The sequence below is a fragment of the Actinosynnema sp. NPDC053489 genome (assembly GCF_044544865.1).
Taxonomy (GTDB): Bacteria; Actinomycetota; Actinomycetes; order Mycobacteriales; family Pseudonocardiaceae; genus Actinosynnema.
Genome location: NZ_JBITXT010000001.1, coordinates 722,847 through 740,070 on the forward strand (window position 1 = coordinate 722,847; position 17,224 = coordinate 740,070).

Annotated in this window: 20 protein-coding genes and 2 pseudogenes; 10 read left to right on the forward strand and 12 right to left on the reverse strand. The window is 74.1% G+C overall.

What is annotated here, in order from left to right:
- Window positions 1-231 precede the first annotated feature (231 nt).
- The 3 genes from ACIGNX_RS02735 (at window position 232) to ACIGNX_RS02745 (ending at window position 4,753) form a co-directional block, all read left to right on the forward strand.
- Window positions 232-1,401: an alpha/beta hydrolase gene (locus ACIGNX_RS02735; protein WP_396535575.1), complete on the forward strand. Its 1,170-nt coding sequence runs from the start codon at window positions 232-234 to the stop codon at window positions 1,399-1,401.
- A complete protein-coding gene (locus ACIGNX_RS02740) occupies window positions 1,398-3,857 on the forward strand; it encodes a bifunctional lysylphosphatidylglycerol flippase/synthetase MprF (RefSeq protein ID WP_396535576.1) in 2,460 nt (819 codons plus the stop codon). The genes ACIGNX_RS02735 and ACIGNX_RS02740 overlap by 4 nt, the downstream gene beginning before the upstream one ends.
- Window positions 3,858-3,943: 86 nt before the next feature.
- Window positions 3,944-4,753, forward strand: a complete 810-nt coding sequence (locus ACIGNX_RS02745; protein WP_396535578.1) for an NAD(P)H-binding protein — start codon at window positions 3,944-3,946, stop codon at window positions 4,751-4,753.
- Between the two features lie 7 nt (window positions 4,754-4,760).
- Here the strand turns inward: ACIGNX_RS02745 and ACIGNX_RS02750 are convergent, their stop codons facing one another.
- Complete coding sequence (locus tag ACIGNX_RS02750) at window positions 4,761-5,867, reverse strand: FAD-dependent oxidoreductase (protein WP_396535580.1); 1,107 nt, start codon at window positions 5,865-5,867, stop codon at window positions 4,761-4,763.
- Window positions 5,868-5,914: 47 nt separating this feature from the next.
- Here ACIGNX_RS02750 and ACIGNX_RS02755 point away from each other — a divergent pair, with 47 nt between their 5' ends.
- Entirely contained in the window at window positions 5,915-6,601 is a 687-nt protein-coding gene (locus ACIGNX_RS02755; protein WP_396535660.1) for a TetR/AcrR family transcriptional regulator, read from the forward strand.
- 85 nt (window positions 6,602-6,686) lie between these two features.
- Here the strand turns inward: ACIGNX_RS02755 and ACIGNX_RS02760 are convergent, their stop codons facing one another.
- The 5 genes from ACIGNX_RS02760 to ACIGNX_RS02780 form a co-directional block, all read right to left on the reverse strand.
- The gene (locus ACIGNX_RS02760; protein WP_396535582.1) at window positions 6,687-7,451 is read right to left on the reverse strand and encodes an ABC transporter permease; all 765 of its coding nucleotides are present in this window, start codon (window positions 7,449-7,451) and stop codon (window positions 6,687-6,689) included.
- Window positions 7,448-8,239 (reverse strand): ABC transporter ATP-binding protein, encoded by a 792-nt coding sequence (locus ACIGNX_RS02765; protein WP_396535584.1) that lies wholly within the window; start codon window positions 8,237-8,239, stop codon window positions 7,448-7,450. The genes ACIGNX_RS02760 and ACIGNX_RS02765 overlap by 4 nt, the downstream gene beginning before the upstream one ends.
- On the reverse strand, window positions 8,236-8,604 hold the full coding sequence (locus ACIGNX_RS02770) for a DUF1048 domain-containing protein (protein ID WP_396535586.1): 369 nt from the start codon (window positions 8,602-8,604) through the stop codon (window positions 8,236-8,238). Before ACIGNX_RS02770 ends, ACIGNX_RS02765 begins: the two co-directional genes overlap by 4 nt.
- 2 nt (window positions 8,605-8,606) lie before the next feature.
- A complete protein-coding gene (locus tag ACIGNX_RS02775; protein WP_396535588.1) occupies window positions 8,607-8,936 on the reverse strand; it encodes a PadR family transcriptional regulator in 330 nt (109 codons plus the stop codon).
- Between the two features lie 122 nt (window positions 8,937-9,058).
- Window positions 9,059-9,658: a TetR/AcrR family transcriptional regulator gene (locus ACIGNX_RS02780; RefSeq protein ID WP_396535590.1), complete on the reverse strand. Its 600-nt coding sequence runs from the start codon at window positions 9,656-9,658 to the stop codon at window positions 9,059-9,061.
- Window positions 9,659-9,757: 99 nt separating this feature from the next.
- On the opposite strand from ACIGNX_RS02780, the gene ACIGNX_RS02785 reads away from it, so the two are divergent.
- The 6 genes from ACIGNX_RS02785 to ACIGNX_RS02810 all read left to right on the forward strand — a co-directional run bounded on the left by ACIGNX_RS02785 (window position 9,758) and on the right by ACIGNX_RS02810 (window position 14,994).
- The gene (locus tag ACIGNX_RS02785; protein WP_396535592.1) at window positions 9,758-10,888 is read left to right on the forward strand and encodes an NADH:flavin oxidoreductase; all 1,131 of its coding nucleotides are present in this window, start codon (window positions 9,758-9,760) and stop codon (window positions 10,886-10,888) included.
- Between the two features lie 244 nt (window positions 10,889-11,132).
- On the forward strand, window positions 11,133-11,498 hold the full coding sequence (locus tag ACIGNX_RS02790; RefSeq protein WP_396535594.1) for a DUF1330 domain-containing protein: 366 nt from the start codon (window positions 11,133-11,135) through the stop codon (window positions 11,496-11,498).
- Window positions 11,499-11,586: 88 nt separating this feature from the next.
- Window positions 11,587-12,657: an L-dopachrome tautomerase-related protein gene (locus ACIGNX_RS02795; protein WP_396535596.1), complete on the forward strand. Its 1,071-nt coding sequence runs from the start codon at window positions 11,587-11,589 to the stop codon at window positions 12,655-12,657.
- A gap of 28 nt (window positions 12,658-12,685) precedes the next feature.
- A complete protein-coding gene (locus tag ACIGNX_RS02800) occupies window positions 12,686-13,105 on the forward strand; it encodes a four-helix bundle copper-binding protein (protein WP_396535597.1) in 420 nt (139 codons plus the stop codon).
- Window positions 13,106-13,156: 51 nt separating this feature from the next.
- The gene (locus ACIGNX_RS02805) at window positions 13,157-13,699 is read left to right on the forward strand and encodes an HPP family protein (RefSeq protein ID WP_396535599.1); all 543 of its coding nucleotides are present in this window, start codon (window positions 13,157-13,159) and stop codon (window positions 13,697-13,699) included.
- 80 nt (window positions 13,700-13,779) lie between these two features.
- Window positions 13,780-14,994: a PP2C family protein-serine/threonine phosphatase gene (locus ACIGNX_RS02810; protein ID WP_396535601.1), complete on the forward strand. Its 1,215-nt coding sequence runs from the start codon at window positions 13,780-13,782 to the stop codon at window positions 14,992-14,994.
- Window positions 14,995-15,061: 67 nt separating this feature from the next.
- On the opposite strand, the gene ACIGNX_RS02815 is transcribed toward ACIGNX_RS02810, so the two are convergent.
- The 6 genes and pseudogenes from ACIGNX_RS02815 to ACIGNX_RS02840 form a co-directional block, all read right to left on the reverse strand.
- Window positions 15,062-15,676 (reverse strand): pyridoxal-dependent decarboxylase, encoded by a 615-nt coding sequence (locus ACIGNX_RS02815; protein ID WP_396535603.1) that lies wholly within the window; start codon window positions 15,674-15,676, stop codon window positions 15,062-15,064.
- Window positions 15,577-16,044 (reverse strand): annotated as a pseudogene (locus ACIGNX_RS02820) (pyridoxal-dependent decarboxylase); the annotation flags it as partial. The gene ACIGNX_RS02815 and the pseudogene ACIGNX_RS02820, both read right to left, overlap by 100 nt.
- Window positions 15,951-16,172: pseudogene (locus tag ACIGNX_RS02825) on the reverse strand (aspartate aminotransferase family protein); the annotation flags it as partial. The pseudogenes ACIGNX_RS02820 and ACIGNX_RS02825, both read right to left, overlap by 94 nt.
- 87 nt (window positions 16,173-16,259) lie before the next feature.
- Window positions 16,260-16,532, reverse strand: a complete 273-nt coding sequence (locus ACIGNX_RS02830; protein WP_396535605.1) for a hypothetical protein — start codon at window positions 16,530-16,532, stop codon at window positions 16,260-16,262.
- Entirely contained in the window at window positions 16,519-16,692 is a 174-nt protein-coding gene (locus tag ACIGNX_RS02835; RefSeq protein WP_396535662.1) for a hypothetical protein, read from the reverse strand. The genes ACIGNX_RS02830 and ACIGNX_RS02835 overlap by 14 nt, the downstream gene beginning before the upstream one ends.
- 114 nt (window positions 16,693-16,806) lie before the next feature.
- Window positions 16,807-17,211, reverse strand: a complete 405-nt coding sequence (locus ACIGNX_RS02840; RefSeq protein WP_396535606.1) for an EF-hand domain-containing protein — start codon at window positions 17,209-17,211, stop codon at window positions 16,807-16,809.
- Window positions 17,212-17,224: the final 13 nt, after the last annotated feature.

Genomic DNA, 17,224 nt, shown 5'->3' on the forward strand with positions numbered 1-17,224 from the left:
CCCCGACACGTCCGGTTGACGGACCCACGACCGGCGGGTAAATCTCCAGGGAGGGCGTCGGCCCCTCGCCCGAACCTGAAGAATTCCTGATGAACGGAACCCATGCCCAGCCCACTGGACCTGTCCCTGATAAATGGGCCGATACCCGTCGCGACGACCGCGGCAGGCGCACTCGCGTTGATTTCTTTGACATTTCGGAGGAATCGGACGTGGTGGACCCGGGTCGTCCCGGTGGTGGTGCCGGCGTGCGCGCTCCTGGTGGCCGGGCTGGCGTTCGCGGTCGACCACGTGTGGAAGCCGTGGCCCGAACCGCTGCCCCTGATCCTCGTGGTGTGGACGGGTGCGGTGCTGGTGGCGGCCTGCCTCGCCGCCGCACGGCTGAGGGCCGGGCGGTGGCCCTCGCGGGTCCTGAACGTGGTCCTCGCATTGGTCGTGCTGGGCAGCGCGCTCGCGGCGACGAATGCGTTCTTCGGTTTCTACCCGACGTCCCGCGCGGTGCTCGACGTGCTCGCCAACAGCCGGGTCGACCTCGACGACGCCGCACCACCCGCGTCGAGCGTTCTCGAAGTGCCCGCGGGCGGCAAGCTCGCCGATGTCTGGGTCAAACCCGCGGACCTCCCGGAAAAGGGCACGGTGTCCGAAGCGGAAATCCCCGGCGGGTTCACGGCGCGCCCGGCGTGGATCTACCTCCCGCCCGCCTACGCGGCGACGCCCCGGCCGCGGCTGCCCGTCGTGGTCCTGCTCGCGGGCCAGCCCGGCTCACCCCGCGACTGGTACGACGCGGGCCGGCTCACCGACAACCTGGACGCGTTCGCGCGCGGGCACGACGGGCTCGCGCCGGTCGTCGTGGTGGCCGACCAGCTCGGCACGGCGACGGCGAACCCGCTGTGCCTGGACTCCAGGCTCGGGCGGGCGGAGACCTACCTGGCCCGCGACGTGCCCGCGTGGATCGAACGGCGGCTCACCGTGGACGAGCGCCGCGAGGCGTGGACCGTCGCCGGGCTCTCCCAAGGCGGCACGTGCGCCCTCCAGCTCGCCGTGCGCGCCCCGGAGGTGTACGGGAACTTCATCGACCTCTCCGGCCAGCGCGAACCGTCGCTCGGCACGCGGGCCGAGACCGTCAAGGCCGCGTTCGACGGCGACGAGGCGGCGTTCGCGCGGGTCAACCCCCTGGACGTCCTGGCCCGCGAACGCTTCCCGCGCACCGCGGGCGTGATCGTCGCCGGCTCCGGCGACTCGACCTACCGGCAGGCCGACGCCGAGGTGTTCCAGGCCTGCCGCGACGCCGGGATGGACGTGCGGTGGAGGGAGCTGCCCGGCGGGCACGACTGGAACGTGTGGCGACCCGGGCTGTACGACTCACTGCCGTGGCTGGCCGAGCGGACGGGCCTGAGCCGATGACCACCCTCGCCCGGGCCGCGCGGCGGATCAACCGCCTGATCGGCCGGCTGTTCCGCACCGCGCCCCTGACCTGCGTCGCCCTCATCGCGTTCTGGACCGTCGGCGCGCTCAGCGGCGCGCTGCGCGACCCCGACGACGAGCTGGTCGCCCGCGTGGGCTTCGGCACCGACAGCCCGCTGTGGACGGCGCTCACCTCCGCGCTGTGGGCCATGGACCTCACGGGTTACCTCGCGACCACCGCGCTGCTGCTGGTCTTCGGCACGCTGGCCGAGCGCGAGCTCGGCGCGGCGCGCACCGCGGCGATCTTCCTCGGCTCGCACCTGGTCGGCGTGTTCCTCGGCTCCGGGGTGGTGCTGCTGGGCAGCGACCTGGGCTGGTCGTGGCTCGACTCGCTCGTGGGCGCGGTCGCGGCCGGGCCGTCGTTCGGCGGGGTGGGGCTGGCGCTGGCGCTGACGTTCCGCATGCCCGTGCCGTGGCGCCGCCGGGTCCGGCTCATCACCGGCCTGTCGGTGCTGGTGCTGGCGCTGTACTCGGGGTGGCTGGAGGACCTGCTGCGGTTGGCCGCCGGCGTGGTCGGGCTGCTGATCGGCCTGCTGTTCCTCCGCGGCGACACCCCTCACCAGCCCCGGACGTCGGCCGAGACGCGCGTCCTCGTCGGGCTGCTGGTGGCGGCGTCGGCGCTCGGACCGGTCGTGGTGCTGATGTCGCCGTTCCCCAACGGCCCGCTGTCCTGGTACTCCGACGTGGTGGCCGTCGCGCAGCCGGCGCAGGAGGACGTGGACCTCGTCTGCGGGTCGGACGCGGTCGAGCTGTGCCGGACCATGGTGATCCAGCTGTCGTACGGCCGGCTGCCCGCGATGGTGATGTCGCTGCTGCCGGCGTTGCTGCTGCTCGTGCTCGCCGAGGGGCTGCGTCGCGGGCGTCGGTTCGCCTGGTGGTCGGCGCTGGTGTGCACGGTGGCGCACGCGGCGTTCATCGGGTGGTACGTGGTCGACGCCGCGCGGATCCCCGACATCGGCTCGGTGGAGGTCGTGTTCTCCTACAGCGTCCCGATCCTCGGGCCGGTCGCCATCACCGCCGTGCTGCTGGTGACCCGCGCGCGGTTCACCGTGCGGCTGCCCCGGCACGCGGTCCGGAAGTTCTGGCGGTTCACGCTCGGCAGCGTCGGATCGCTGTCCGCGCTGTACGTATTCGGCGGGTACCTGGCGCGCGACCAGTTCACGCCCGAACCGGGGTTCGCGCAGCTGCTCGCCGACCTGCCCAAGCGCTTCCTGCCACCGGGCTACCTGCTCGGGCTCGTCCCGCTGCAGTTCGAGGCGAACGGGTTCGTCGGCTCGTTGCTGTTCGAGTACACCGGCGTGGTGTTCTGGCTGATCGTGCTGGCCGGCCTGCTGATGGCGTCCTGGCGAGCCTGGCCGTCGTCCTCGCAGGAGGAGGCGGCGCGCGCCGGCGAGCTGGTGCGGCGGCACGGCGGATCGACGCTGTCGTACATGACGACGTGGCGCGGCAACCAGTACTGGTTCACCCCGGACGGCGAGACGGCGATCGCCTACCGGGTGGTGGCCACCATCGCGCTGACCGTCGGCGACCCCGTCGGGCCCGCGCGGGTCGACGCGCTGCGCGGGTTCGCCGAGTTCTGCCAGGAGAACGGCTGGACGCCGTGCCTGTACAGCGTCGACGCCGAGACCAAGGCGCTGGCCGAGAGCCTCGGCTGGTCGGCCGTCCAGATCGCCGAGGACACCGTCGTCGAGCTGGGCGCGCTGACGTTCACCGGCAAGAAGTGGCAGGACGTGCGCACGGCCCTGAACAAGGCCGCCAAGGCGGGCATCACCGCCGAGTGGTGCGACTACGCCACCGCGCCGTACGCGATCACCGACCAGATCCGCTCCATCTCCGCCGAGTGGGTGGCCGACAAGGGCCTGCCGGAGATGGGCTTCACGCTCGGCGGCCTCGACGAGCTGACCGGCGAGGGCGTGCGCTGCCTGCTCGCGGTCGACGGCGACCGCACGGTCCACGGCATCACGAGCTGGCTGCCGGTGTACGCGCAGGGCGAGGTCGTCGGCTACACGCTGGACTTCATGCGCCGCCGCTCCACCGGCTTCCGCGGCGCGATGGAGTTCCTGATCGCCTCGGCCGCCCTGGAGCTGAAGGCCGAGGGCGTGCGGTTCCTGAGCCTGTCCGGCGCACCCCTGGCCCGGCTGGACCGCGGCGAGCGCCCGCGCGCCCTGCAACGCGTCCTCGACCTCACCGGGCAGGTCCTGGAACCGGTCTACGGCTTCCGCTCGCTGTTCGCGTTCAAGGCGAAGTTCCAGCCGACCTACCGGCCGATGTTCATGGCCTACCCGGACTCGGCCGCCCTGCCCCGCATCGCGAACGCGGTCGGCCGCGCCTACCTGCCCCACGTCAACGTGCGCCAGGGCGTCCGCCTCGCCACCAGGATGATCACCCGCTCCTGACCGGAAACGCCGTTGACGCGCGCCGCGCCGACCGCCGACCATGAGCCGCCCGCGGCGCCGCGAGGGCGCACGAGCGGGGAGCGCGGATGATCGTCGTGTCGGCAGCCACCGGAGCGCTGGGCAGGCTGGTCCTGGACCGCCTGCTGGAGCGGTGCCCGGCCGATCGGCTGGTCGCGGCCGTGCGCGACCCGGACAAGGCGGCGGACCTCGCCGCGCGCGGCATCGGCGTCCGCCCCGGCGACTACGACGACCCGGCCGGCCTGCGCGCCGCGTTCGCCGGCGCGGACCGCCTGCTGCTGATCTCGTCACCGGAACTCGACCCGGTCCGCCGCGTCGCCCAGCACCTCAACGCCGTCGACGCGGCACGGGACGCCGGCGTCGGCGTGCTCGCCTACACCAGCTTCCTCGACGCCGACACCCGGGCCGACGGCGTCACCGCCGCCCACCACGCCACCGAGCGTGCCTTGCGGGAGAGCGGCCTGCCGCACGTGCTGCTGCGCCACCCGTTCTACAGCGAGGCGTTCCTCCACCCGGGCCTGCGCGACGCCGTGGCGACGGGCGAACTCGCGGACGGCACCGGCGGCCGCGCCCTGAACACCGCCTCCCGCGCCGACCTGGCCGAAGCCGCCGCCCGGGTCCTCACCGAGGACCACCACACCGGCAACGCGTACGACTTCACCGGCGACCCGTGGACCTACGACGAGCCGGCCCGCGAACTGACCCGAGCCTCCGGCGTCACCGTCGGCCTCCGCCCGCGCCGGGCCGGGGGCGCGCTGGGCTGGCTGGAGGCCCAGGTGGAAGCCGGCCACCTCGAACGCGGGACCGACGACCTCGCCCGCGTGCTCGGCCGCCGTCCCACCAGCCTGCGGCAGGCCGTCACCGCGCTCCTGGGCTGAACCGGGCTCACCGCCGGAAGAAGTCCAGCAACCTCTGCCGGGCGTCCGGGGACATCAGCAGCTCCTGCACGTCGGCCGACATCCGCGCGGCCGCTGCGGCGCGCTCGAACATCTCCCGCTCGTACTCCGCGACGGCGGTCGGGTGGTCGTCCGGGCGTGCGGCCAGGGCGAGGCCGAGCAGCGCGCCGTCGAGCAGCGCCGTGTTGGCACCTTCCCCGACCGGCGGCATGAGGTGCGCGGCGTCGCCGACCAGCGTCACGTCCGGCCTCGACGGCCAGGTCAGCCCGACGGGGAGGGTGGTGATCGGGCGCGGCGCGATCGTGTCGTCGGAGGCGGCGATCAACGCGGTGAAGCGCGCGTCCCAGCCGGCGAACAGCTCGACCAACCGCGCCCGCGCGGCGGCCGGGTCGTCGAACGGGATGCCGCTGGTGGCGAACCAGTCCTCGCCGGTGTGGTAGAAGTTGAGGCCGATGCGCACGCAGCCGTCGCCGTTGCGCTGCGCCGCCAGCGACTTCCCGTCGCCGAACACCCAGCAGTTGCCGCGCCCGACCAGGGCGGCGAGGTCCGGGTGGGTGCGGTCGACGTCCGGGATCCGCAGTTCGACGCAGTTCTGGCCGACGTGCGCCGGTCGGGCGTCGGTGACCAGCGCCCGGACCCGGGAGTTCGCGCCGTCGGCACCGACCAGCAGGTCGTAGGTCGCCGTGCGGCCGTCGGCGAAGCGCAGCACGCCGTCGGCCGCGGACTCGAAGGCGTGCCCCCAGCGCACCGCGTGGTGGGGGAGCGAGTCCAGCAGCAGGTCGCGCAGCGCCGCCCGGTCCACCTCGGGCCGCAGCAGCGGCGCGTCGTCGGGCGTGTCCTCCCGCAACAGCAGCGTGCCGTCCGGCGCCATGAGCCGCATGTCCTGCCCCTCGCCGCGGGCGATGGCGAAGAACCCGTCGATCAGGCCCGCCTCCCGCAACGCCCGCTGCCCCGAGTGGATGTCGAGCGTGCCTCCCTGACCCCGCGCCCGCCGCGACGAGTCCCGTTCGTACACCACGGCTTCGACGCCGTGCACGTGCAACACCCGGGCCAGCGCCAGGCCGCCCATCCCCGCACCGACGATCGCGATCGTCACACCGCCCCCATACGCCGTATCACTTGATACACTGTATCGTGAGCCGCGTGTTGGTGTGGGAGAGACCGGAACCACCGCGGCGGCCGGCGCCGGTCCCGCTGAGCCGGGAGCTGATCGTCCGGACGGCCATCGGGCTCGCCGACGCGGACGGCCTGGACGCGGTGTCGCTGCGCGGGGTCGCCGGGGCGCTCGGCGTCGGGCCGATGCGCCTGTACGGCTACCTCGCCACCAAGCAGGAACTGCTCGACCTGATGGTGGACGCCGCCTACGCCGACGTCCGCCCCGCCGGGGACGGCTGGCGAGAGGTCCTGCGCTCCCTCGCCGAAGCCGTCCGGCAGGCCGTCCACCGGCACGAGTGGCTGGCCGACCTGCTCGGCGGGCGTCCCCAGCTCGGGCCCAACACCCTGGCCGCCGGCGAGGCGGTGCTGGCGGCGATGGGCGAGGTCGACCTGGCGACCGTCGTGCCCGCCGTCGCCGCCGTCAACGCCTACGTGGTCGGCGCGGTCCGCCGGGAGATCACCGAACGGCGCGCCGAGCGGACCTCCGGCCTGGACCAGGCCCAGTGGCAGGCCGGCTACGGGCCCTACCTGCGCCGGACCTTCGCCACCGGCCGCTTCCCGGCCCTGTCCGCCCTCGTCCACGACGGCCCCCACCCGACCGCCGACGACACCTTCCGCGCCGGACTGGACTTCCTCCTCGACGGCATCGCCGCCCGCGTCGCCCGGGACGGGTGAGCGCCGCTCAGCCCGCTGTGCCGGGTTTCCGGCGGGGACACCCCCGCCCGCCCGCCGCGACGCCCTCCTCGACGCCCGGTGCCCATCAGGAGGCCCGGCGGCGGTAGGTGATCGTGGCCAGGACGTGGGCGACGACCAGGATGCCGACGCACCAGGCCAGGGCGATCCAGATGTCGGCGCCCACCGGCCGCTGGTCGAGCAGGGCGCGGATGGCGTTGACGATCGAGGTCACCGGCTGGTGCTCGGCGAAGGCGCGCACCGGGCCGGGCATGGTGCCGGTGGGCACGAACGCGGAGCTGAGGAACGGCAGGAAGATCAGCGGGTAGGAGAACGCGCTCGCGCCGTCCACGGACTTCGCCGACAGGCCCGGGATGACCGCGAGCCACGTCAACGCCAGCGTGAACAGGAACAGGATGCCGACGACCGCGAGCCACGCCGGCACGCCCGCGCCCGACCGGAAGCCCATCAGCAGGGCGACCAGCACGACCACCACGAGCGAGACGAGGTTGGCGACCAGCGACGTCACCACGTGCGCCCACAGCACGGCCGACCGGGCGATCGGCATGGACTGGAACCGCTCGAAGATGCCGCTTTTGAGATCGGTGAAGAGCCGGAACGCGGTGTAGGAGATCCCCGACGCGATCGTGATGAGCAGGATGCCGGGCAGCAGGTACTGCACGTAGGAGTCCGACCCGGTGTCGATCGCGCCGCCGAACACGTAGACGAACACCAGCATCATCGCGATCGGCATCACCGCCGTCGTGATGATCGTGTCCGGGCTGCGCGCGATGTGCCGCAGCGACCGTCCCAACAGGACGGCGGTGTCACCGGGGAAGTTCGCGGTCGTCATCGCGCCCCACCGGTCCTCGCCGCGCCGCGGCCGTCACCGGAGCCGACGACGGCGAAGAAGACGTCTTCCAGGGTCGGCTGCTTCTCGACGTACTCCACCTCGGCGGGCGGCAGCAGCGCCTTCAGCTCGGCCAGGGTGCCGTCCACGATGACCCGGCCCTCGTGCAGGACGGCGATGCGGTCGGCGAGCTGCTCGGCCTCGTCCAGGTACTGGGTGGTGAGCAGCACGGTCGTGCCGCGGTCGGCCAGCTCCCGCACGGCCTGCCACACCTCGACGCGCGCCTGCGGGTCGAGCCCGGTCGTCGGCTCGTCGAGGAAGACGACGGCCGGGTCGCCGACGAGGCTCATCGCGATGTCGAGCCGGCGGCGCATGCCACCGGAGTACGTCGCCACCCTGCGCGCGCCCGCCTCGGTCAGCGAGAAGCGCTCCAGCAGGTCGTCCGCGACGCCGCCCGGATCGTCGAGGTGGCGCAACCGGGCGACCAGCACGAGGTTCTCCCGGCCGCTGAGGATCTCGTCGACGGCGGCGAACTGCCCGGTGAGGCTGATCGACTCCCGCACCCGGGCGGGCTGACCGGCGACGTCGAACCCGTTGACGACGGCCGTGCCCGCGTCGGCCCTGAGCAGCGTGGCCAGGATCTTCACGGCCGTGGTCTTGCCCGCGCCGTTCGAGCCGAGCAGGGCGAAGATGCTGCCGCGCTCGACGTCGAGGTCCACGCCGCGCAACACCCGCAGCTCCCGGTACGACTTCTCCAGGCCCCGCACGCGGATCGCGAGTCGGGTGCTCATGCTCCCGTTCCCCCTGATTCGTTCTCGGCGCGCTTGATCGCGCCGGTCAACCGCTCGCGCTCGCGGGTGACCCAGCCGCCCTTCGAGTAGTTCCGCAGGAACGCCTCGGCGAACTCCGCCGGGTCCTCCCCGACGACGGCGCGGATCGGCGTGCCGTCGACCGCCGCCCGCTCGAACAGGTCGGCCAGGTCCTCGAACATCGTGGCGGCGGTGTCGCCGTCCCCCGGCCCCAGGTACATCAGGTACCGCTCCAGCGCGTCCACCGCGGCTCGGTGGTTCGGCGGGAGTTGGCGCGTGCGCGCCTTGTACGCCCGCCAGCGCCGCTTGTCGCCGATGACCTTCGACGCCAGGTCCGCGAATCCCATGATCAGTTACCCCCTTGGCGGAGCTTGTCCAGTCGTTCCGCGAGGAAGCTCCAGTTCCTCCAGAACTCTTCGAGGTGCTCCCGCCCCTGAGGGTTGAGGGAGTACACCTTGCGCGGCGGCCCCTTCTCGGACGGGACCTTCACCACGTCGACCAGTCCGCGCTGCTCGACCCTGATCAGCAGCGCGTAGACGGTGCCCTCGGCGATGTCGGCGAACCCCTGGTCGCGCAGCCACGCGGTGATCTCGTAGCCGTACGCGGACCGGCTGGCCAGGATCGCCAGGACGAGACCCTCCAGCGTTCCCTTGAGCATCTCCGTCAACTGCTTGCCCACGTGGTCACCCGCTTCGAGCTATTCAGCGTTGCTAGCTACCGGTACCTAGTAAAGCTGAATAGTGCGGGCGGCGCAAGGCCGGGGAGGGGCGAGGCGGGTGGTCGTCTGTCCGACGTGGAGCGTCAGGCCGTCGGCAGCGACGTGCCGTGGGCCGGGCGGAGGCCGTCGAGGGTGATGCGCAGCTGGCGCTTCCACGCCCGGGCGCCGTGGTCGCCGACGAGTTGCACGGTGTGGCTCAACGTGGCCAGCAGCAGCGCCAGGTCGCCGGTCGTCGCGTCGGCGCGCAGCACCCCGGCCTCCTGGGCCCGGGCGCGCAGGTCGTCGAGCACCGGGTACAGCAGGCGCGTGCAGTCCAGGGCCGGACCGCTCCAGTTGTGGCCGTACGCCTCCACGACGGCCCGGTGGCGTGCCTGCGTCGCCAGCGCGTGCTGGTAGAACCCCTCCAGCGCGGCCCGCGGGTCGTCGGTGGAGGCCGCCGCCTCGCGCGCGGCGCCCGCCCAGGCGGTGAACTCGCGGTCGAGGACCGTGCCCAGCAGGTCGTCCTTGGTGGGGAAGTGCCGGTAGAGCGTGCCCATGCCCACGCCGCTGCGCTGGGCGATCTCCCGGACGTCGACGGCGCTGCCCTGCTCGGCGAGCACCTCGGTGGCGGCCTCGATGATCGCGGCGCGGTTGCGCTCGGCGTCCGCGCGGCGCGGGCGGCGGGACGAGGTGTCGGTGGCCACGTGGCCAGCATAGTCGTCCCGGTCCGTTAACGGAGCAGTTGCTCCGCTTGTGCTAGCGTCAAGAGGAGCAAGCGCTCCGCTTCGACCACGAGGATGCACATGACCACGACCGCGCACGGCGCAGTCGACACCGCGCCCCTGTTCCGCCCCTTCTCCTCCGGTTCGCTGCACCTGCCGAACCGCGTGGTGATGGCCCCCATGACCAGGCAGTTCTCGCCCGGCGGCGTCCCCGGGGAGGACGTCGCCGACTACTACGGCCGACGGGCCGCGGGCGGCGTCGGCCTGATCGTCACCGAGGGCACCTACGTCGGTCACCCCGGCGCCGGGACGAGCGCCGACGTGCCGCGCTTCCACGGCGAGGACGCGCTGGCGGGCTGGGCGCGGGTCGTGGAGCGCGTGCACGCCGAGGGCGGCCGGATCGTGCCCCAGCTGTGGCACGTGGGCGCGGCCCGCAAGCCCGGCGCGCCGCCCGTGCCGGAGGCCCCGGTGTTCACGCCGTCGGGCCTGGACCTGGACGGCGCCCCGATCGGCGAGGCCGGTCCCGTGCCGACCGTCGCCGACCTGGAAGGCGTCGTGACCGCCTTCGCCGAGGCCGCCGCGGCCGCCCGGCGACTGGGCTTCGACGGCGTCGAGCTGCACGGGGCGCACGGGTACCTGCTCGACGAGTTCCTGTGGGAGGTCACCAACCGGCGCACCGACGCCTACGGCGGCAGCCCGGTCGCGCGAACGCGCCTGGTCGCCGAGGTCGTGGCCGCCGTGCGCGCCGCCACCTCGCCCGACTTCCCGGTCATCCTGCGCCTGTCGCAGTGGAAGTCGAGCGCGTACGACGCCAGGCTGGCGCACACCCCGCAGGAGCTGGAGGCCATCCTGACGCCGTTGGTGGAGGCGGGGGTCGACGTGTTCCACGGCTCCACGCGCCGCTACTGGCAGCCCGAGTTCGAGGGCTCGCGGCTGAACCTCGCGGGCTGGATCAAGAAGATCACCGGCCGGCCGACCATCTCCGTCGGCTCGGTGGGCCTGGACGGCGAGTTCCTGGCGACGTTCGCGGGCCAGACCCCCTCGCCGACGGGCATCGACCAGCTCGTGGAGCGCCTGGCCGCCGACGAGTTCGACCTGATCGCCGTCGGGCGGGCGCTGCTGGCCGACCCGGAGTGGGCCCGCAAGGTCGAGAAGGGCGACGTCGCCGGCGTCACCCCGTTCACCCGCTCCGCCCTGGCCACCCTTCTCTGACCCCGAGAGTCCTACGTTCACGGCGCGAGAGTCCAACGTTCGGGCACCCCGAGTTCAACGCTCGACCGACCGCCCGGTCTGTCGAGCGTTGAACTCACGTGCTCCGAGCGTTGGACTCTCGCGTTGTGGGTGTTGGACTCTCGCGTTGTGAACGTAGGACTCTCGCGGGGGGTACCCCAGCGCGAGCCGAGGAGCGGGCGGATGCACCGATGCGCGCGCTCGGCGTGGCGGGCATGCTGGGCGCATGGCGGTGGACCCCCGCGGTGCGGACTTGAAGCGGCTGCTCGCCGAGGACGGGGGCGGGCCGGTGGTGATGCTGAACCTGCTGCGGTTCGCCGAGGGCGGGGTCGCGTCCTACCGGGAGTACGCGCGGCACCTGGAGGAGACGTTCCTGCCCCGCTACGGCGGCGAGGTGCTCTACGCCGGGACGGGGTCCACGGTGCTGGTCGCGGAGGACGGGCAGAGCTGGGACGCCGTGGTGGTCGTGCGCTACCCCGACCGGGCCGCGTTCAGCCGCATGGTGGCCGACCCCGAGTACCAGGAGGTGACCCGGCTGCGCACGGCGGCGCTGGCCGAGGCCGTCCTCCAGGCCACCACGCCCTGGGGCTGACCCGACGGCGCTTCGCGGGTTGAGCCGCTCCCAGCCGGGTAGGCCCTGGACAGGTGCGGCACCCGGCCGTCCGGTGAGGAGCGCCTTCGTGAGCGAACTGGAAGTGGTCCACGAGTTCACCGGTCCGATGCCCACCGGGGTGAGCGTGTCGGACACCGGTCGGGTGTTCGTGAACTTCCCCCGGTGGGGTGACGACGTGCCGGCGACCGTGGTCGAGCTGCGCGACGGCGTCGAGGTCCCGTTCCCCGACCGGGCGTGGAACTCGCCGTCGGGCGACGACGACGAGGGCGCGTTCGTGTCGGTGCAGAGCATCGTGGTCGACCCGGCCGACCGCCTGTGGGTGCTCGACACCGGGAGCCCGCTGTTCCGGCCGACCAAGCCCGGCGGGCCGAAGCTGGTGTGCGTCGACCTGGCCACCGACACCGTCACCGGGGTGATCACGTTCCCGCGCGAGGTGGCCCTGGAGACCACCTACCTCAACGACGTGCGGTTCGACCTGCGCCAGGGCGGGGCGGGGGTCGCCTACATCACCGACTCCGCCGACTCCGGCCCCAACGGGATCATCGTGGTCGACCTGGGCAGCGGCGAGTCCTGGCGGCGGCTGCACGACCACCCGTCCACCAAGGCCCGCCCCCTGGCCGACTACCGCCCGGTCGTGGAGGGCTCGCCCCTGCTGGAGCGCCCCGCCGACGGCGAGCCGAAGCCGGTGACGATGGGCGCGGACGGCATCGCGCTCAGCGCCGACGGCACGAGGCTGCACTACTGCCCCCTGGCGTCCCGCCACTGGCACAGCGTGCCGACCCGGGCCCTGCTCGACCGGTCGCTGTCCGACGAGGAGGTGGGGGAGCAGGTGGCCGACGAGGGCGACAAGGGCGGCGGCTCGGACGGCCTGGAGACCGACGACGCCGGCCGGCTCTACCTGACCGACTACGAGCACGACGCCGTGCTGCGCCGGACCCCGGACGGCGACTTCGAGACCGTCGCCCACGACCCGCGGCTGCTGTGGCCGGACACCCTGTCGGTGACCGACGGTCACCTCTACGTGACCGCCAACCAACTGCACCGCCAAGCCGGGTACCAGGGCGGCCGGGACCGCAGGCGCAAGCCGTACCACCTGTTCCGCGTGCCCATCGACGCCGGGCGGGTCCGGCTGCGCTGACACCCCGCCCGGACGAGGAGTGATCCGCATGACCACGACGATGCCGATGCTGGAGACCTACCCGGCCGAGATCGGCCTGGACCGAGGGCGGCTGGGCGCGACGATCGAGGCGTTGATCGCCTGCTCCCAGGCGTGCACGGCGTGCGCCGACGCCTGCCTGAGCGAGGACGCGGTGGCCGAGCTGACCAAGTGCGTGCGCACCAACCTCGACTGCGCCGACGTCTGCGCCACCACCGCCCGCGTCCTGTCCCGGCACACCGGCTACGACGCCGACGTCAGCCGATCGCTGCTGGAGGCGTGCGCGACGGCGTGCGGGGCCTGCGGCGACGAGTGCGGCTCGCACGCCGGGATGCACGAGCACTGCCGCATCTGCGCCGAGGCGTGCCGGAACTGCGAGCGCGCCTGCCGCGACCTGGCGACCGCGATCCGGTCCGGAGGAGCCCGGTGAGGTGCTCGGCGGCACACCCACGTGGTCGGGACGCCGGGCCGGGTGGGCGACGTGGCTGACGATCCCGGTGGCGCGCTGGGGGCCGCCGAACGGCGAGCGGGTCGCCTCGGCGCGGCCGGTTACGCGTTCGCCCTCTGCCTGGTGGCCCTGGCCGCCGTGGGCGGGATCGCCCTGCTCGTCGAGCAGCCGTACCTGTTCCCCAGCCTCGGACCGACCGTCATGCTGTTCTTCGAGTCACCCCGGCACGGCTCGGCCGCACCGCGCAACACCCTCGTCGGGCACGGCGTCGCGATCCTGGCCGGCGCCGGCTGCCTGGCGCTGTTCGGCCTGACCGACCACCCGGCCGTCCTCCAGGAGGGCGTCACGGGCGCCCGCGTCGGCGCGGCGGCCCTCTCGGTCGCCCTGACCGCCCTGGTCCTGCGGTTGCTGGACTGCCCGCACCCACCCGCCGGCGCGACCACGCTGATCGTCAGCCTGGGCCTGCTCACCTCGACCCGGGAACTGCTCGCCATCGCCGCCGGGGTGGTGCTGGTGACCGTGTTCGGGGTGGCCCTGAACCGCCTGCTCGGCGTGCGGCAACCGCTGTGGCGCTGATCGCCCGGCGGAAAACCCCGATCGGGGTGGGAGCGCGCCACGATTGGGTAGTACCTGCGGGTGATCGCGGGGAGGTCGACGTGAACGGTGACGGGAGCGGGCTCGGAGAACTGCTGGCGGCGGCCGAGAGCGCACCGCCCGTGGAATCGGTCGAGGTCGTCGCGCGGAACCTGGAGAAGCGGTTCGGCGCGGTGGACGTGTCGTTCCTCCTGGTCGACCTCGTCGGCGACCAGGTGGTGCGGCTGACCTCCACCGGCCACAGCCGCGGCGACCGGGACGCGGAACGCGTGGACCTGCGGGGCAGCGCCTACGAAGAGGTCCTGCGCACCCAACAGCCCAAGCGGGAGCACGGGCCGGACGGGGTGCGGGTGGTGCTGCCGGTGACCAACCGCGGCGACTGCGTGGGCGTGCTGGAGCTGACCGTGCCCGTCCTGGAGGAGGACGCGCTGGCGCAGCTGGGCGAGGCCGCGCACGCGCTGGCGTACGTCATCGTCACCGACCGCCGGTTCACCGACCTCTACCACTGGGGTCGGCGCACCACGCCCATGAGCCTGGCGGCGGAGATCCAGCACCAGCTGCTGCCCACGGCGTCGTGCTGCGAGGCGGCCCAGTTCACCGTGGCCGGCGGGCTGGTGCCCGCCGACGAGATCGGTGGCGACACCTACGACTACGCCCTGGAGCGGGAGACGCTGCACCTGTCGGTCACCGACGCCGTCGGCCACCACGTCGAGTCCGCCCTCACCGCCACCCTCCTGGTCGGCGCGTTGCGCGGGGCCCGCCGGGCGGGGCACGACCTGGCCGAACAGGCGCGTCGCGCCAACCAGGCGCTGCTCGACCACGGCCGGGGCGCGCTGGCGACCGGGCTGCTGCTGCGCGCCGACCTGGGTGGTGCGGGCGCGGAACTGGTCAACGCCGGGCACCCGCCGCCGCTGCGGCTGCGCGACGGCGTCGTGGAGCAGCTGCCGCTGGAGGTCGACGTGCTCTTCGGCGTGCACGCCGCGGTCCGGTACCGGGTGCAGCGGTTGGACCTGCGTCGCGGTGACCGCCTGGTGCTGCTCACCGACGGCATGTTCGAGCGCGACGCGGCCGGGGCCGACCTGCCCGCGCTGGTGCGCGACACCGGCGGCCTGCACCCCCGGGAGGTGGTGCGCGCGGTGACCGGCGCGGTGCGCGACGCCTGCCGCGGCCGGCTGCAGGACGACGCGACCGTGCTGTGCCTGGACTGGCACGGCACCGGCCGGACCGACCGCCGCGCGGACACCGGCGCGGACACCGACACCGCCTCGCACCCCTGACCGCCCCGCCTGACCACTGGGGACGGCCGGCGCGCACGACCGCCGCCCGGGCTGGGGGTTGGCGCGGTCACCTCGGCGTGCCGCCCGCCCGCCCGCGACGGGCCGGGCGAGGTGCCCGCAGCTCGTCGGCCGCGGCGCTGATCCGCCGCCAGGCGGTGTCGATGTGCCCGGCGGTGGTGCCGGGCCGCCGGTGGCCGTCCGCGACGTGTGGCGGCCGTGCACCACGGTGTGGCTGAGCAGCAGCTCGCCGGTGCCGTTGACGCGGCGCGGGAGGGCCGCGTTGGTGGCGTCGTCGGCGCGCAGGCGGAAGCGCACCAGGCCGAACGGGTGGGGCGCCGACGACGGCGAAGCGGTCGTCGGCGCGGACGTGCTCGGCGAACCGGTCGGCCAGGGCGACGCCGCGGCGCGGGTGGGCGCGCAGCCCTTCCGCGCCGTACCAGCGCAGCACGAACCAGAGCTTGAGGGCCCGCGAACGGTGGCCGAGCGGGAGCCTGCGGTCGCGGTGGTCCACCGCGGCCGGGTCGGGGCGAACCCGCGCAGGTAGGGCGGCGAGGTGGTCATCGCGGCGGTGAGCGCGGCCCGGTCGGCGACCCGCAGGGCGCTGCAGTCCATCCCGGTGACCAGCCACTTGTGCGGGTTGGCGCAGTAGCCGTCGGCCAGGTCGACCCCGTCGTGGACCCACCGCAGCTCCGGGCAGGCCGCCGCGACGCCCGCGTAGGCGGCGTCCACGTGCAGCCAGACGCCGTGCTCGCGGCACAGCCGGCCGATGTCGGCCACGGGGTCGACGGCGGTGGTGGAGGTGGTGCCGAGGGTGGCGACCACCAGCACAGGGACCCGCCCGTCCGCCAGGTCCGCCTCGACGAGTCGCCGCAGGTGGTCCACGCGCACGGCGAGGTGTCGGGGTCGGTCTCGACCAGCCGCAGCGAGTCCTCGCCGATGCCCGCGACCCGGACGGCCTTGGCGATCGAGCAGTTGCCCTCGGTCGAGGTGCACGCGGTGGAGCGCGGCCCCGCGCCGTACCGCCGCCGGCGCCCGCCACCGCGACGCCACAGCGCGGCGGCCAGGACGGCCGGCATCGCGCCGGACGCGGTGTCGTTCAGCACGCCGTTGCCGCGGAACGGGTCGGGCAGGCCCAGCAGGTGCGCCAACCAGTCGCGGACCACGCCCTCCAGCTCCACCAGGGCGGGGTTGGCCGACCAACAGCATCGCCTGCGGGTTCAGGCCCGCGGTCAGCAGCTCGCCCAGCACGGGCGGCGCGGAGTTGGTCATGGGGAAGTGGCCGAGGTGCCAGTGCGCGCCATCCCCGGCACGAGCAGCCGGTCCACGTCCGCCGGCAGCGCCTCGAACGGCTCGCCGCGCTCCGCCGTGGTCCGCGGCAGCGAGGCCGCCACCTGCCCCGGCCGCACGTCCGGGGTGACCCGCCGGTGTTCCAGCCCGGCCCAGTGGCGGGCCAACCAGTCCACCACCGCGTAACCGTGCCGCCGGAACTCCTCGACGTCCCCGTGCGGCGGCGGTCCCGGTGCTTCAGGGTGTCGCACGGACGGCTCCTCGCTGCGGGAACGCGGCCCGGTAGGCGACCAGGTGCTCGGCGTCGGCGGGCAGGAACGGCAGGTCGGCGGCGACCACGACCGCCCACAGCGAGCCCGACGCCGGCGCCCGCGGCACGAACGGGCACACCGGCCCGGGCCGACCCAGCAGCGGGTGCGCCCGGCCGCACCCACCGGTCCACCGCGCCCGCCACCTCGTCGGCCGGGGTCGCGCCCCGCGGCACGGGCGCGGGCAGGTCCCGCGGGACGGTGGTCAACGCCGTGGTCATGCCGGGTCGAACTCGTGCCCGGCCTGGTCGCGGGTGCAGAAGGCCGCCGCGGTGGCCGGCACCTCGGTCACGCTGATCACCCCGTCGTCGTCGGTGCCCACCAGCACCGCCTGCTCGGCCGCCTTCTGCGGCGCGGCACCCATCGCGCGCAGCATCCGCTCCCACTCCCGCAGGTCCACCGCTCCGTTGTCGTCGGTGTCGGCGACCGCCACCACGGCCTCCGCCCACGGGCGCACGACGACGGCGAAGCCCTGCGGGTCGTCCCGCAACCTCGCCCGCGCCGCCGACGCGAACCCCGACTCCGTGATCGCACCGCCCTCGTCGACGTCGGCCACCTCGGCCGGACCCGTGAAGAACGCCCGCGCGCCCTCCACGAGCAACCGGTCCTGGGGCGACCGCACCGGCACCCCGAAC

What these genes read in the sequence shown, in the direction of transcription:
- ACIGNX_RS02740 (WP_396535576.1), top strand. Translation starts at nt 1,398, where the DNA reads ATGACCACCCTCGCCCGGGCCGCGCGGCGGATCAACCGCCTGATCGGC.
- ACIGNX_RS02745 (WP_396535578.1), top strand. Translation starts at nt 3,944, where the DNA reads ATGATCGTCGTGTCGGCAGCCACCGGAGCGCTGGGCAGGCTGGTCCTG.
- ACIGNX_RS02760 (WP_396535582.1), bottom strand. Translation starts at nt 7,451, where the DNA reads ATGACGACCGCGAACTTCCCCGGTGACACCGCCGTCCTGTTGGGACGG.
- ACIGNX_RS02765 (WP_396535584.1), bottom strand. Translation starts at nt 8,239, where the DNA reads ATGAGCACCCGACTCGCGATCCGCGTGCGGGGCCTGGAGAAGTCGTAC.
- ACIGNX_RS02770 (WP_396535586.1), bottom strand. Translation starts at nt 8,604, where the DNA reads ATGGGATTCGCGGACCTGGCGTCGAAGGTCATCGGCGACAAGCGGCGC.
- ACIGNX_RS02785 (WP_396535592.1), top strand. Translation starts at nt 9,758, where the DNA reads ATGACCACGACCGCGCACGGCGCAGTCGACACCGCGCCCCTGTTCCGC.
- ACIGNX_RS02790 (WP_396535594.1), top strand. Translation starts at nt 11,133, where the DNA reads ATGGCGGTGGACCCCCGCGGTGCGGACTTGAAGCGGCTGCTCGCCGAG.
- ACIGNX_RS02800 (WP_396535597.1), top strand. Translation starts at nt 12,686, where the DNA reads ATGACCACGACGATGCCGATGCTGGAGACCTACCCGGCCGAGATCGGC.